This is a genomic window from Pelagibacterium lacus (assembly GCF_003345525.1).
Lineage (GTDB): Bacteria > Pseudomonadota > Alphaproteobacteria > Rhizobiales > Devosiaceae > Pelagibacterium > Pelagibacterium lacus.
The window spans coordinates 1-13,417 of the sequence record NZ_QQNH01000004.1 but is presented as its reverse complement, the minus strand read 5'-3'; the positions used below and the strand labels follow the sequence as shown (position 1 = coordinate 13,417).

Below are 13,417 nucleotides of genomic sequence, written 5' to 3'. Positions count from 1 at the left end.
GAGCTTGTCCATTGGCAATCGACATCGCCCCGACCATCCTGACCCGAAAATAGGCCGTGGACCCGGCCAGGGAATGGAGAAGCGATGCGCACCCAAGTTGCAATAATCGGAGCCGGCCCGGCCGGCCTCACGCTCGGCCGCCTGCTCGAGCGGGCCGGCATCGACGCGATCGTCGTCGAGCGCCGCAGTGCCGACTATGTGCTCGGCCGCATCCGCGCCGGCGTTCTCGAGCAGAGCTCGGTCGACCTGCTGCGCGAACTCGGCGTCGGCGCCCGCATGGACGCCGAGGGCATCGTGCATGAGGGCGCGGAGATGTCCTTCGACGGCGACATGCTGCGCATCGACTTCGCCGATCTCGTCGGCCGCCGCGTCATGGTCTATGGCCAGACCGAGGTCACCCACGACCTGATGGATGCCCGCTCCGCCTCCGGCGCCCTCACCATCTACGAGGCCGAGAACGTCGCGCTGCACGATATCGATGGCCCCAATCCGAAAGTGACGTTCGAAAAGAACGGCGAGACCGTCGAAATCCACTGCGATGTCATCGCAGGCTGCGACGGTTTTCACGGCGTCTCGCGCGCATCGGTCCCCGAACGCTCCATCAAGGCGTTCGAGCGGATCTATCCCTTCGGCTGGCTCGGCGTCATGGTGGACCAGCCCCCGGTCGCCGAAGAACTGATCTACGCCCACCACGAACGCGGATTTGCCCTGTGCTCCATGCGCTCGCACACCCGCTCGCGCTATTACGTCCAGGTCGACGCCAGCGAGACCGTGGCGAACTGGTCCGACTCCCGCTTCTGGGACGAATTGCGGGCCCGCCTCAACCCCGAGATCGCCGAGCAGCTCAGAACCGGCCCCTCGATCGAGAAATCCATCGCCCCCTTGCGATCCTTCGTCGTCGAGCCGCTGCGGTTCGGCAAGCTGTTCCTGGCCGGCGACGCCGCCCATATCGTGCCCCCCACGGGCGCCAAGGGCCTCAACATGGCCATCCATGACGTAAAAGTCCTCGGCGAGGCCCTGGTCGAATTCTTCGCCGACAAGTCCTCCGCCGGCATCGATGCCTATTCCGCCCGCGTATTGGCCAACACCTGGCGCACCGAGCGCTTCTCGTGGTGGATGACGCAATTGCTGCACACCTTCCCCGAAAGCGGCGATTTCGGCCGCCGCATCCAGCGCGCCGATTTCGACTATCTCTCCGCCTCCCGCATCGCGCAGCAATCACTGGCGGAAAACTACACCGGATTCAGGCTGTCGGCCGGATAGCACCCCCGCCGCATAGTCCCAAAAAATCATGGGCTTGGCCGGAACAATCGCCGCGCTGCTCCATTGCACATCCATACCGGCTTTCGCTGATCGCCAGAGGGGGATGTCGCGGTCATGGTTTTTGGCACATTGGAGCCTTATTGCGGCCCGCCACCCATTCCGTCCGATGTGTGGACGCGGTGGACGTTCGATCCCGTCGCGATCCTGCTGATCGCCGGGCTCGCCTTGGCTTGGCTCCATGCCGGCCGCCGCGACCGGGTGGGGCGCATGGCCATCTCGGCGGCCCTGGCGCTCATTGCCCTGGCCTTCCTCTCGCCCCTGTGCGCGCTCACCACGGCGCTTTTCTCCGCCCGCGTCGCCCATCACATGGTGCTGGTCGCCGTTATCGCGCCCCTGCTGGCGACGGCCCTGCCCTGGCGCGGAGGGCCGCTGCTGCCGCTGGCCCCTGTAACGCTGCTGGCCGGCCTTACCCTCTGGCTCTGGCACGCGCCCAGCACCTATCAATGGGCCATTTACGGCGCCTTCCCTTATTGGCTGATGCAGGCGAGCCTGCTCGGCACGGCATATCTGTTCTGGCGCGAAATCCTCTCCCCGCTCTCCCGCACCGCCCCGGCCATCGTGGCACTCATCGCCTTCGTGGCGCAGATGGGCCTCCTCGGAGCCTTGCTGGTGTTCAGCCCCTTTGCGATCTACGCGCCCCACCTCGCCACCACCGGCGCCTTCGGGCTTTCCGCTCTCTCGGACCAGCAATTGGCCGGGCTGGTGATGTGGGTCCCCGCCGCCCTGCCCTATATCGGCGTCGGCGTTCATCTGCTCAATCGCCTGGTCGGGCGCGGACCGGAGACGAGGGCCGGATGGACGCGCTGACGACGCTGCTCAAATTCGTCCATATCGCCGCCATCGCCGTCTGGGCCGCCGGGCTGGTCTGCCTCCCCTTTCTCTTTGCCCAGCGCAAGGATGTGGGCCATGAGGAGGCCCTGCACCGGCTGCACGCCATGGTCCGGCTGCTCTATGTCGCGATCCTGTCGCCCACCGCCTTCGTGGCCATCGGCAGCGGCACGGCGTTGATCTTCCTGCGCACCACCTTCGAACCCTGGTTCATGCTCAAGCTCGTCCTGGTGGGGCTGATGGTGGTGATCCACATCCTGAGCGGAGTAATGATCCTCAAGCTGTTCGATAAATCGGCCCGATATTCGCGGCTGCGATCGGTGATCGTCACCGGATGCAGCCTCACCGTGGTCACCGCCATCCTGACCCTCGTTTCGGCCAAGCCCGGCATCGATCTCGATGCCCTGGCCCCCGACTGGCTGGCTCCGGGCCGATTATCCAATCTGGCGTCCCCCGTCCTCGGTTGGGTCGGGCTATGAAACGCGCCCGCATATTGCCGCCCCTCGCCCTGGCTTCCGCCTCGCTCTCGGCCTGCGCCGGACCGCTCTCGACCCTCGATCCGGCCGGTCCGTCCGCCGATGCCGTCGCCAATCTGTGGTGGGTGATGTTCTGGGCCAGCGTGCTGCTGTTCCTCCTCGTCGGCGGTCTTTGGGCGCTTGTCTGGCTCCGGCCCGGTTTCGGGCGGTCCCTCGCCCCCATGCGCTGGGTGGTCCTGGGCGGGTTGGTCATGCCCGGCGTCCTGCTCACCCTTCTGGTCGGCTTCGCCCTCTATATCGGCGAAAGGCTGTTGCCGCATGCCCTCGCCGATCCGCCCCCGCGCGTTTCGGCCCATGGGATCATGTGGCAATGGCAGTTCTCCTATCCCGACATCGCAGGCGCAGCCACCACGCCAACCCTTCACATCCCGGCCGGCGCGCCGGTCGATATCGTCGTCACCAGCGGGGACGTGGTTCATTCCTTCTGGGTGCCGCGGCTGGCGGGCAAGATCGACGCCATTCCCGGCCATCGCAATGTCATCCGCATCCAGGCCGACCGCCCCGGCACCTATGAGGGGGTCTGCGCCGAATTCTGCGGCGACGGACACACCACCATGCGCTTCCGCGTCGAGGCCCACGCCCCCCAAGATTACCGCCAGGCCGTCCTGGAGGCCGCCCCATGAGCGAATCTCCCCCTCTCTCCCCCATTCGCCTGCACAAGGCGCTCGAACGCATCTGGGGCACCGGACCCGGCTGGCAGCGCCTCTCCGCGGTCAACCATACGGTTCTGGGCAAGCGGTTCATGCTGACCGCCTTCGTGTTCTTTGCCATTGGCGGCGTGCTCGCCATGCTGATCCGCGCCCAGCTCGCCAGCCCGCACGCCGCCTTTGTCGGGCCGGAGATCTACAACCAGCTCTTTTCCATGCATGGCACGCTGATGATGTTCCTGTTTGCCATTCCCATGCTGGAGGGGCTGGCCATCTATCTGCTGCCAAAAATGCTCGGAGCCCGCGACATGGCGTTTCCGCGCCTCACCGCCTATGGCTATTGGTGCTATCTGTTCGGCGGCATCATCATCGTCGCGTCCATGCTGTTCGGGGTGGCGCCCAATAGCGGCTGGTTCATGTATACCCCGCTCTCCTCCCAGCCCTACACCCCCGGCATCAACGCCGATATCTGGCTGCTGGGCGTCACCTTCGTCGAGATCTCCGCCCTCTCTGCGGCCATCGAGATCACCGTCTCCATCCTGAAGCTGCGCGCGCCCGGCATGGCGCTGGGGCGCATGCCGCTCTTTGCCTGGTACATGCTGGTGACGGCGATGATGATGGTGTTCGGCTTCCCCCCGCTCATTCTGGGCTCGATCCTGCTCGAGCTCGAACGCGCCTTCGGCCTGCCCTTCTTCGATCCGACGCGCGGCGGCGATGCCTTATTGTGGCAGCACCTGTTCTGGCTGTTCGGGCACCCCGAGGTCTATATCATCTTCCTGCCCGCCGCCGGGGCGCTCTCGACCATCATCCCGGTCTTCGCCCAGCGCCGCATCGTCGGCTACCACGCCATCATCGCCGCCATCGTCGCCCTTGCCTTCCTGTCCTTCGGGCTCTGGGTCCACCACATGTTCACGGTGGGCATCCCGCACCTGGCCCTCGCCTTCTTTTCGGCCGCCAGCGCGCTGGTCGCCATTCCCACTGCGGTGCAGATTTTTGCCTGGCTGGCCACCCTCGCCCATGGCCGCCCGCGCTTCGAGGTGCCCATGCTCTACGTCATGGGGTTTTTCCTCGTTTTCGTCATCGGAGGCCTGACCGGGGTCATGCTGGCCATGGTGCCCTTCGACCAGCAGGCCCATGACAGTTATTTCGTCGTCGCCCATCTCCATTACGTACTGGTGGGCGGCTTCGTGTTCCCCATGCTCGCCGCAGCCTATTACTGGCTGCCGCATGTCACGGGGCGGCAATCGGTGCATCGCATATCGGTGCCAGCCTTCTGGCTGATCTTCATCGGCTTCAACCTCACCTTCTTCATGATGCATCTCACCGGGCTGATGGGCATGCCGCGCCGCGTCTATACCTATCCTTCCAATTTCGGCTGGGATTGGCTCAATCTGCTCTCCAGCGTCAGCGGCTTCATCCTCACCATGGGATTTGCCCTGTTCGCCATGGATATCGTCCTCCATTTCCGCTTCGGCCGCCGCTTCCGCCGCAATCTGTGGCGCGCGCCGACGCTGGACTGGGCCATGCCCACCCGCCCCACATCCTACGCCTTCGCCTCCCTGCCGACCGTGACCGGCCATGCCGAGGAGGCCGATCCCGACACCCTCGGACCGCAATTGGCGGGCGGGCAGGGCTATCTCGGTTTCGTGCGCAAGAACCGCCTCGAAACCCTCGGCGTCGACATGACCACCGGCCGCGTCGAACACGTCGCCATCCTGCCCTCGCCAACCTATCTGCCCTTCATCTCGGGCGCCCTGACCACCGGCGTCGTCCTCGCGATGCTGTTCAAGTTCTACATCATCGCCCTCCTCTTTGCCCTTGCCACCTTTGCCAGTTTCCTCTTCTGGTCGCGGGAGAAGGGGGAGCGGGAGGATTGCGGCCCGATCGCCATCGGCAAGGGCGAAACCGCTCCGCCCGACGCGGAAGTGTCCGGCCCGTCCGCATATTGGGCCATGGTCATTGGCCTCGCCGCGAACGGCACCGGCTTTGCCGCATTGCTGTTCGGCGCGCTCTATCTCTGGCTCGTCGCCCCCGCCTGGCCCCCGCCGCAGATCGTCGGCCCTTCCCTGTGGCTGTGGCTCGTCCTCCCGGCCCTCGGGCTCGCCTCGCTGGCCAGCCGGTGGGCGCAAGGGACAAACGCCTCGGGCCGCGATCCGCGATTGCAGCTTTCGGTCGGCATGGGCCTCGACATCGCCGCCCTCATCGTCCTGTCGCTGGCCCTTGCCGCCCTGCCCGATCCCACCGCCCACGCCCATATGGCCACGATGGCGGCGCTGCTCGGCTATAGCTGGCTGCATGCGGCGCTGGGGCTGTTCTGCGGTCTCAATGCGCTGCTGCGCTATCGCTGGGGCTATGTCTCCGCCCGGCGCCCCCTGCCCCTGCGGCTCAACCTGATGTGGCACGATTTCACTCTCGTGACCGGCCTTCTCGGCGTGGCGCTGATCCTCGCCATGCCCGGCCTGATCGGCGCCCTGGAGGCCGCACGATGAGCCGGAGCGACGTTCCCCCGCTCTATCTGCTGCTGATCCCCCTCGGCTTCGTCATCTGGAGCATCGCCTTCGTGACGCTCTACGCCGCCAATGCCATCGGCTGCGCCTTCGGCTGGGACATGGGGGCGCAGCGCATGGTGCTCATAGCGCTGGCCCTGGGGTTTCTGGCCCTCTCGACGCTCGCATCGTTCCGGATATGGCGCTTCTGGACGGGACGGGCCCGACACCAGCCGGCCCCGGCCGCGAGTCTGGCGCAGATCGGCACCTATACCGCCCTTTCCGCCCTCGCCGCCTCGCTGGGGACATTTGTGCCCGGCCTTGCCGTCTCGCTGTGCATCTGAAACATCGCGGCGATCATTCGTTCGGATCGACCAGTATGCCGACCCCATGATCGAACACCAGCTTGCCGCCATGATATCCCGCAAGGCCGGTGAACAGGGCGGCGAGCACCGAGAGGGCCAGCCCGGCCGGCAGCACCGCATCCTCGAAGGACAGCCGCAACCCCCAATTGGTGCCGGCGATGGCCAGCAATGTCATGGCCGCGATGGCATGGGTCCAGCTGCCCACGCGCCCGCGAATGCCCTTGACCAGAACCAGTTCCGCCGTGCCCGCGAGCCCGGCCGCCACGCCGAACCAGAAGGCAAAGCCTGCCGACCACACCCCGGCCCGCACCCAGAAGGGATCGGCGGTCCACCAGTAGAAGATGTCGGCTCCCAGCGTCGCGAACACCAGCGCAATCGGAAAGTGCACCATCATGGCGTGTATGGGATGCCCCGCGACCGCGACGGCCGATTGCACGCTGTCTTCCATCACCTCGGCGATGACCGGGCTGTCGCGCTTGTCGTCCGCCTCGCTCATGGCTCGTCCTGGGAATCAAGCGGCAGGGTCAGGACGCAATGCAGCGAATCCTCCTCGAGCCGGAACTCGGTTTGCGCCTCCAACTGATAGGGGATCGCCTCCTCGATCAACTGCCGCCCGAAGCCGCGCGGCCGATCCGGATCGATGCGGCGCCGGGGAAACTCCTCGCGCCAGTCGATGATCAGAAGCCCGCCCTCGCCCCCGTCTTCAGTCTTGGACCACGTCACCGCCAGCCGCCCCGCCGGCGAGGCAAGCCCGCCATGCCGGACGGCATTGGTGCTCAATTCGTGGATCACCAGCATCAGCGTCTGCAGGCTGCCATCCGCCACCAGCACCCGCGGCCCCTCGAGGGTGATCTGCTCCCAGTTCGACGCCACCGCCCCGAGCTCGATCCGCAGCAATTGCTCGACGGTCACTGGCCGCGTATCGGTGCGCGACAACAGGCCCTGCACCCGGGAGAGCGCGCCCAGCCGGTTGTCGAAGGCGGTGCGGAAATCGTCCAGCGTATCCACCGCATCGACGGTCTGCACCGCCAGCGAGCGCACCACCGCCAAGAGGTTCCGCGTCCGGTGCTGCAATTCGCCGACCAGGATCGTCTGGCGCTCCTGCAATTCGCGCATGTCGTGGATGTCGGCGGCCGACCCCACCCATTCCTCGGTATTCTCCCCCGAATCGCGCAAGGGCACGGCCCGCGACTGATGCCAGCGATAATGGCCGTCCCAGCGCCGGATGCGATGCTCGCCATAATAGGATTCGCCGTCGCTGGAGGCGTCGTCCCAACTCCCCACCGCCCGCTCGCGATCGTCCGGATGGATGGCTTCCAGCCACCCGAAGCCCTCGGATTCCGCATCGCTCATTCCGGTATAGGCCGCCCATTGCGGGCTGGCCCAGGTGCGCCGTCCGCTGGCCGTCGACCGGAACACCAGATGCGGCACGGTGGTGGCCAGCAGCCGGAAGCGCTCCTCGCTTTCCACCAGGGCGATTTCGCTCCGGCGCCGCAGCGTCATGTCCTGCCCGATCTTGAGGAAGCCCTTGGGCGCCCCGTCGTCGCCGGCGATCGGCCAAACGGCGCCCTCGATGAAGACCCGCGCCCCGTTCCGATGCTGGTGCCAGCGCACATCCGGCGCACGGCCATACCGGAGCGCCGTTTCGAACTCCTGCTCGGGCGCCCCCGCCTCCCGATCCTCGGGCACGAACAAAAGCGCGGCCGGCTTGCCGATAATGGCCTCGGCCGGCCAGCCGAAGACGCTTTCGGCACCCGGCGGCCAGCTATCGACGATCCCGTCGAGGTCGGCGGTGAAGATCGCATAGTCGCGCGCGTTTTCGACGATCAGGCGATAGCGCTCATCGCCCTCGGCAAGAGGCCCCTGCGAACGGCCGGCGGGCACTCTGTCGTTGCTCATCTCAGGCCCTTTCGGTCACTTCCGCAGTCGCATCGCGGCGAGCATCATCCGCGCCCACCGCTCCCTGTCGGTGATGGCGCCCGTGCCGGTCCCATAGGCCACCGGCGCCGCATGGGGAAAAGCCGGAGCGTCGACAACCTGCTTTGTCGGAGGCTGCGGACGGAAATTGGCCACCTTGCGCCGCAGGGTCGTATAGTCGAGCGGCTTGGTCATCACATCGAAGCGCCGATAGCGCGCATCGATCTGGTCGGGCTGGTAGGCGGTGGCAAAGACGATCGGCACGCCGCGCGCCATCAGCACGTCGACGAGTTCGTACACCTCCTCGCCGAACAGCTTGATGTCGAGAATGGCCCCATCGAGCTTGCGCTTGCCCATGATCAGATTGGCGTAATGGACGGTCGGGGCCGGCCCCAGCACATTGGCCCCGTGCCGGCGCAGATCGTTGCACACCTCCCGGGCCAGCACGTAATCGTCCTCCACCACGAGAACGCATTTGCCGGTGATGTCGTTGGTCTCGCTCCGCGCAGCGGTCTGTGTCATGCCACCCTCCCCGTCTCCTTGCACCGCGCCGCCCGCATCAGGGACTGGACCAGTTGGGCCGGATCGGTGGGCTTTGAAAGCCGCGGCACGTCGCCAAAGGCCGGCGGCAGGGTCCATTTGTCATATCCGGTGGCGAAGACGAACGGCACGCCCTCCGCCGCAAGCCGCTCGGCGACCGGAAAGACCGGCGTGCCGGCCACATTGATGTCGAGCACCGCGATATCGGGCAGCCCCATACTGGCCAGATGGTCGAGCGCTTCCGCCACTCTGGGGAAAGGGCCGACGACGCGCGCGCCATGCTCCTCAAGCGCCATCTCCAGGTTGAGGGCGATGAGATATTCATCCTCGACGACCATGACGGTCAATCCGGAGATGCCGGACAGAGTCTCCATTCTGTGCCCCTGCTTCGCGAAATGCCACTGCCTTCTGGCACCATGCGAAATGGAACGTCCGAAACCCATCAACGTTCCCTTGGGACAGCAAGGACCGCTTCAGCGCCTCCGGGTGCCAAAAATCCTTGCGGCGTTAACACAGGTTATTGGGCTCGATTTTCAGGAAACAGCAATGGATAGAGGCCCGGCCGCAATGGCGAACGAACTGCTTATCGCCCGTCTCCATTCCCACGTTTCGCTCAACAGCGCCGAGCGCGCCGCCCTCGCCAATCTGGTTTCCCAATCCCGCTCCTTTTCGGGCCGCAACACCATGCTGGCCGGCAAGCTGCTCGATCACCACGTGCACGTGATCGCCGACGGCTTTGCCTGCCGCTATCGCGATCTTCCCGATGGGCGGCGGCAGATCCTGTCGCTGCTCCTGCCCGGCGACCTCGTCGATCTGCGCCAGTTCGTGCTCGGCGGCCTGCAGCCGCCCGTGGCAGCCCTCTCGCCCATTGGCCTCAACGCCATCCCCAATGACAGCCTCTTTGCCCTGCTCGAACACTATCCCCGAGTCACCACCGCCTTGTGGAGCACGACGCTGGTCGAGGAATCGATCTCCCGCGAATGGCTGGTCAGCGTCGGCAAGCGCTCGGCCATGGAGCGGACCGCGCATCTTTTGTGCGAGATCTATCTCCGCCTCAACGCGGTCGAGCGCTGCGAGGGCGCGCGCTTCGCGCTCCCCCTGACCCAGAGCGAACTGGCCGATGTGCTGGGGCTCTCCACCGTCCACGTCAACCGGACCTTGCAGGAATTGCGGCGCAGCGGCCGCATCGTCTTTCAGGGCGGCATGGTCGAGATCCTCGATTTTCCCGGCCTCGCCGAACAGGGCGTCTTTTCCCCCGCCTATCTGCACCTGCGGGAAACGCCTTCGCTCACCGCCATTCCGGCCTGATCAGGCATCGCGTTTCGGCAGGCCCTGGCGCAGTTCGTGGTAATCGGGCCAGGGATTTTTCCCCAGCGCCCGCGCCACCGCATCGTCGAGCGAAAATCCATTGGCCGCCGTGATCGCCCCGAGCTCATCCCACGTGACCGGCACGGCGCATGGCGCTCCCTCCCGCGCCCGGGTCGAATAGGGCGCGATGGCCGTCGAGCCGCGCTCATTGCGCAGATAGTCGACGAACAGCCGCCCCTTGCGGGCCTTTTTCGAAAGGTTGGCGGTGAAGCGCTCCGGCTCGTCCTCTTCCATCCGCTTGGCAAACCCCGAGGCGAAGGCCTTGACCTGCGGCCATTCGGCCCGTCGCGTCAGGGGCGCGACCACATGGATGCCCTTGCCTCCGGTGAGCAGCGGATAAGTCCGCAACCCCATCGCCTCCAGCCGCTTGCGGATATCGACCGCCGCCGCCTTCACCTCGGAAAACGCCATTCCCACATCGGGGTCGATATCGAAGACCAGCCGGTCGGGCTTTTCCACCTTGTCGCGGCGCGAGCCCCAGATATGGAATTCGAGCACCCCCATCTGCACCCCGGCCAGCAGCCCGTCGAGGCCGTTGAGGGTGAAATAATCGTCTTCCGCCCCGTCCTTTTCCCGGATGGCGATGGTCTGCATGCCCTGGCTGAACCCGCCGGTATCGTGCTTTTGGAAAAAGCACTGCTTGGCGCGCCCGGCCGGGCAGCGCACGAGGCTCAGCGGTCGATCGACGATATAGGGCAGCATGGCGTCGGCCACCGCCGCGTAATAGGCGGCCAGCCGCGCCTTGGTCACCCCCTGGTCCGGATACAGCACCTTGTCGGGGCTGGAGAGCTTGATGCCGGCTTTTTCGGCTGCGGCAATGCCGTCTTCATCGCGAAGCATTTGTGTCCTGGCCTCCGCTTTGACGGGTTTCGGCTTTTCCAGCGCCACGCCCTTGGCCGGCTTGTCCTCGCGCAGCCCCAGAAAGGACGGGTGGCGCAAGACGCCGTCCGGCGTGCGCTCGGCATAGGCGATTTCGGCCAGGAGACGGGGGGTCACCCAGCGCACGCCCCGCGACATCTCCCGCGGCACGCCGGTGAGCGGCGCGGTCTTGCGCGCGTCCTTGTCGAGCATGGCTTGCAGGTCCTCGCGCATCTGGTCGGAAAACCCCGTCCCCACCCGTCCACGATAGACCAGCCTGCCCTCCTCCTCGGTGGCCAGCAGCAGCGAGGCGAATACGCCCTTGCGCTTCTCCGAGGGCGACCAGCCGACGATGATGAATTCCTGCCGCAGCGTGCATTTGACCTTCAGCCAGGATTTGCCGCGCCCCGAAACATATCGCGCATCGGCCCGCTTGGCGATGATCCCTTCATGCCCCGCCTTGCAGATGGCGTCGAACACCTCCTGCCCCTTGCCCGCGATATCGGGCGAATACTGCACCGGATCGTGCCGCGTCCTCCGCCCCAACAGGCTCTCCAGCGCCTGCTTGCGGTCGGAAAGCGGCCGATCGCGCCAGGATGTCCCGTCGCGCTCCAAAAGATCGAAGACGAAGAACACCAGCGGTCCGCCTTCGGAGAGATGGGCCTTCAGAGTGGAAAAATCGGTCTTGCCCTCGGCGTTGAAGGCGCAGATTTCCCCGTCGATCAGTGCCGTGCCCTTGGTCAACTGGCCGAGCGGCGCCACGAGGGGCGCGAATGTGTCGGTCCAATCGTGGCCGTTGCGCGTATAGAGCTTCACGGCATCGCCGGCGATGGCCGCGATGCAGCGATAGCCGTCATATTTCATCTCGAACAGCCAGTCCTTGCCCACCGGCACGCCGTCGACGAGGGTCGCCAATTGCGGTTCGACGAAGCCCGGCAAGGCGCCGCCGCCTTTGCGCGCCCTGCGGGCCGGCGGCTTGCCTTGGGCGATCGCATCCATCTTGCGGCCGGTCGCTACGCTGGTTTCGACGTCGAGCAGCGCGCTGCCGCCCTCGGTGGCATAGCGGTCGTGCTCCTTGATGAGCAGCCAGTTCTCGCCCTTTTCCCCCGCTCTGGGTTTCATCCTGATCAGCGCCCAATCCCCCTTCATCCGCTCGCCGTCGAGCCGGATCTTGAGCTTGCCCGATTTGAAGCCTGCCTTGGGGTCCTCGATCGGCGCCCAGGTGCCGAAATCCCACAGCATGACCGTGCCGCCGCCATATTGGCCCTTGGGAATGGTGCCCTCGAAGGTCGCGTAATCCAGCGGATGGTCCTCGGTCCGCACCGCCAGGCGCTTGTCGGCGGGGTCGGTGCTGGGGCCGCGCGTCACCGCCCAGCTCTTGAGCACGCCTTCGAATTCGAGGCGGAAATCATAATGCAGCCGCGTGGCATCATGCTTCTGGACGACGAAGATATTGCCGCCGGCCGAAGTCCCGCCCTGCGGCTCGCTGGTCTTGGAAAAATCGCGCTTGGCCCGATATGCGTCCAGCAGATCCCGCGCCCGCGCCATTTCAGCTGGCTTTCTTGCGCGTGGTGGAAGCCGATTTCGGCTTGGGTTTGCGGCCTTCCCCTTCAAGGCTCGATTTCAGCGCACCCATCAGGTCGATGACATTGTTCCGGCTCTCGGCGGCGCTGGGTTCGTCGGTGTCCGTGGCGATCGCTTTCCGCTTGCCCTTGGACTTGAGCTTTTTCTGCACCAGCGCCCGCAGGGCGTCGGTGTAGTGATCCTTGAACCGCCCCGCATCGAACGCCGAGGTCTTGCGCTCGATCAGCTCGGTGGCGACGTCCAGAAGCTCCTTTTCCGCCTTGGCCTTGGAGATGCCGGAAAAGAACGGGTCGGATTTGCGGATCTCGTCCTCGTAATGCAGGGTTTCGAGCATCAGCCCGGTCCCGCACGGCTTGATGGCGGCGATATATTCGCGGCCCCGCATGGCGATCTGCCCCAGCCCGACCTTTTCCGTCGCCCGCAGGGCGTCGCGGATCACCCGGAACGCATCCTCGGAAAGCTCGTCCTGGGGCACCACGTAGTAGGATTTGTCGAAATAGATGGGGTCGATCTCGCACCCGCCCACGAACTGCACCAGTTCCAGCGTCTTGCGGGTTTCGAGCTTGACCGCATCGATCTCCGCATCCTGCAGCAGGACGTAATCCCCCTTCTCATATTCGAAGCCTTTCAGGATTTCGTCCGTATCGACCGGGCCCACCCCCGGCACCACCTTCTCGTATTTGATCGGCTTGCCCGAGGGCTCGTGGATTTGCCGGAACGACAGCCGCGCCCCGGTCTTGGACGCCGAATAGAGTTCGACCGGAATGGCGACCAGCGAAAGCCGCAATTGACCTTTCCAGATGGGACGCGCCGACGGCATGGAGATTCCCTCGCAGATTTCCGCACAATGTGCGGAGAACGCCGGTCCCCGGCTTCCGTTCCCCCGGTCTAGGCTGAATCGACATTCATCGCATCCACAGCATTGCTGCGGCGAGTTGCAAGAAGCTTAGGAAGTGGGTCGCGCG

13 protein-coding genes are annotated in these 13,417 nt (G+C 65.6%); 7 read left to right on the top strand and 6 right to left on the bottom strand.

Features of this window, described 5'->3' with window-relative positions; translation table 11 throughout:
• The first annotated feature begins 84 nt into the window (after window positions 1-84).
• The 6 genes from pobA to DVH29_RS04010 all read left to right on the top strand — a co-directional run bounded on the left by pobA (window position 85) and on the right by DVH29_RS04010 (window position 6,164).
• Window positions 85-1,263 (top strand): 4-hydroxybenzoate 3-monooxygenase, encoded by a 1,179-nt coding sequence (gene pobA / locus DVH29_RS04035; protein ID WP_114644885.1) that lies wholly within the window; start codon window positions 85-87, stop codon window positions 1,261-1,263.
• 114 nt (window positions 1,264-1,377) lie between these two features.
• Window positions 1,378-2,130: a cytochrome c oxidase assembly protein gene (locus tag DVH29_RS04030; RefSeq protein ID WP_114644884.1), complete on the top strand. Its 753-nt coding sequence runs from the start codon at window positions 1,378-1,380 to the stop codon at window positions 2,128-2,130.
• Entirely contained in the window at window positions 2,118-2,630 is a 513-nt protein-coding gene (locus DVH29_RS04025) for a CopD family protein (RefSeq protein WP_245944875.1), read from the top strand. The genes DVH29_RS04030 and DVH29_RS04025 overlap by 13 nt, the downstream gene beginning before the upstream one ends.
• The gene (gene coxB / locus DVH29_RS04020) at window positions 2,627-3,310 is read left to right on the top strand and encodes a cytochrome c oxidase subunit II (protein WP_114644883.1); all 684 of its coding nucleotides are present in this window, start codon (window positions 2,627-2,629) and stop codon (window positions 3,308-3,310) included. The genes DVH29_RS04025 and coxB overlap by 4 nt, the downstream gene beginning before the upstream one ends.
• Window positions 3,307-5,823, top strand: coding sequence for a cytochrome c oxidase subunit I (ctaD, locus tag DVH29_RS04015; RefSeq protein ID WP_114644882.1), 2,517 nt, complete (start codon window positions 3,307-3,309; stop codon window positions 5,821-5,823). The genes coxB and ctaD overlap by 4 nt, the downstream gene beginning before the upstream one ends.
• Window positions 5,820-6,164 carry a hypothetical protein gene (locus tag DVH29_RS04010; RefSeq protein ID WP_114644881.1) on the top strand — a complete coding sequence of 115 codons (345 nt, stop codon included), beginning with the start codon at window positions 5,820-5,822 and terminating at the stop codon, window positions 6,162-6,164. Before ctaD ends, DVH29_RS04010 begins: the two co-directional genes overlap by 4 nt.
• 13 nt (window positions 6,165-6,177) lie before the next feature.
• Here DVH29_RS04010 and DVH29_RS04005 read toward each other — a convergent pair whose 3' ends face one another.
• Genes DVH29_RS04005 through DVH29_RS03990 form a run of 4 tightly spaced genes read right to left on the bottom strand, consistent with a single transcriptional unit; the run spans window position 6,178 to window position 9,016 of the window.
• Complete coding sequence (locus DVH29_RS04005) at window positions 6,178-6,681, bottom strand: DUF2231 domain-containing protein (RefSeq protein ID WP_114644880.1); 504 nt, start codon at window positions 6,679-6,681, stop codon at window positions 6,178-6,180.
• On the bottom strand, window positions 6,678-8,084 hold the full coding sequence (locus tag DVH29_RS04000; RefSeq protein ID WP_114644879.1) for a PAS domain-containing HWE histidine kinase family protein: 1,407 nt from the start codon (window positions 8,082-8,084) through the stop codon (window positions 6,678-6,680). Before DVH29_RS04000 ends, DVH29_RS04005 begins: the two co-directional genes overlap by 4 nt.
• A gap of 15 nt (window positions 8,085-8,099) precedes the next feature.
• Window positions 8,100-8,624, bottom strand: a complete 525-nt coding sequence (locus DVH29_RS03995; RefSeq protein WP_158541553.1) for a response regulator — start codon at window positions 8,622-8,624, stop codon at window positions 8,100-8,102.
• On the bottom strand, window positions 8,621-9,016 hold the full coding sequence (locus DVH29_RS03990) for a response regulator (protein ID WP_245944874.1): 396 nt from the start codon (window positions 9,014-9,016) through the stop codon (window positions 8,621-8,623). The genes DVH29_RS03995 and DVH29_RS03990 overlap by 4 nt, the downstream gene beginning before the upstream one ends.
• Before the next feature lie 193 nt (window positions 9,017-9,209).
• On the opposite strand from DVH29_RS03990, the gene DVH29_RS03985 reads away from it, so the two are divergent.
• The gene (locus tag DVH29_RS03985) at window positions 9,210-9,950 is read left to right on the top strand and encodes a Crp/Fnr family transcriptional regulator (protein WP_158541552.1); all 741 of its coding nucleotides are present in this window, start codon (window positions 9,210-9,212) and stop codon (window positions 9,948-9,950) included.
• Here the strand turns inward: DVH29_RS03985 and ligD are convergent, their stop codons facing one another.
• Complete coding sequence (gene ligD, locus DVH29_RS03980; RefSeq protein WP_114644876.1) at window positions 9,951-12,416, bottom strand: DNA ligase D; 2,466 nt, start codon at window positions 12,414-12,416, stop codon at window positions 9,951-9,953.
• A 1-nt stretch (window position 12,417) separates the two neighbouring features.
• On the bottom strand, window positions 12,418-13,272 hold the full coding sequence (gene ku, locus DVH29_RS03975) for a non-homologous end joining protein Ku (protein WP_114644875.1): 855 nt from the start codon (window positions 13,270-13,272) through the stop codon (window positions 12,418-12,420).
• Window positions 13,273-13,417: the final 145 nt, after the last annotated feature.

Excerpts from the sequence above, each read along its gene's own strand:
- pobA (WP_114644885.1), top strand. The coding sequence starts at position 85 with ATGCGCACCCAAGTTGCAATAATCGGAGCCGGCCCGGCCGGCCTCACG.
- DVH29_RS04030 (WP_114644884.1), top strand. The coding sequence starts at position 1,378 with ATGGTTTTTGGCACATTGGAGCCTTATTGCGGCCCGCCACCCATTCCG.
- DVH29_RS04025 (WP_245944875.1), top strand. The coding sequence starts at position 2,118 with ATGGACGCGCTGACGACGCTGCTCAAATTCGTCCATATCGCCGCCATC.
- coxB (WP_114644883.1), top strand. The coding sequence starts at position 2,627 with ATGAAACGCGCCCGCATATTGCCGCCCCTCGCCCTGGCTTCCGCCTCG.
- ctaD (WP_114644882.1), top strand. The coding sequence starts at position 3,307 with ATGAGCGAATCTCCCCCTCTCTCCCCCATTCGCCTGCACAAGGCGCTC.
- DVH29_RS04010 (WP_114644881.1), top strand. The coding sequence starts at position 5,820 with ATGAGCCGGAGCGACGTTCCCCCGCTCTATCTGCTGCTGATCCCCCTC.
- DVH29_RS04005 (WP_114644880.1), bottom strand. The coding sequence starts at position 6,681 with ATGAGCGAGGCGGACGACAAGCGCGACAGCCCGGTCATCGCCGAGGTG.
- DVH29_RS04000 (WP_114644879.1), bottom strand. The coding sequence starts at position 8,084 with ATGAGCAACGACAGAGTGCCCGCCGGCCGTTCGCAGGGGCCTCTTGCC.
- DVH29_RS03995 (WP_158541553.1), bottom strand. The coding sequence starts at position 8,624 with ATGACACAGACCGCTGCGCGGAGCGAGACCAACGACATCACCGGCAAA.
- DVH29_RS03990 (WP_245944874.1), bottom strand. The coding sequence starts at position 9,016 with ATGGAGACTCTGTCCGGCATCTCCGGATTGACCGTCATGGTCGTCGAG.
- DVH29_RS03985 (WP_158541552.1), top strand. The coding sequence starts at position 9,210 with ATGGCGAACGAACTGCTTATCGCCCGTCTCCATTCCCACGTTTCGCTC.
- ligD (WP_114644876.1), bottom strand. The coding sequence starts at position 12,416 with ATGGCGCGGGCGCGGGATCTGCTGGACGCATATCGGGCCAAGCGCGAT.
- ku (WP_114644875.1), bottom strand. The coding sequence starts at position 13,272 with ATGCCGTCGGCGCGTCCCATCTGGAAAGGTCAATTGCGGCTTTCGCTG.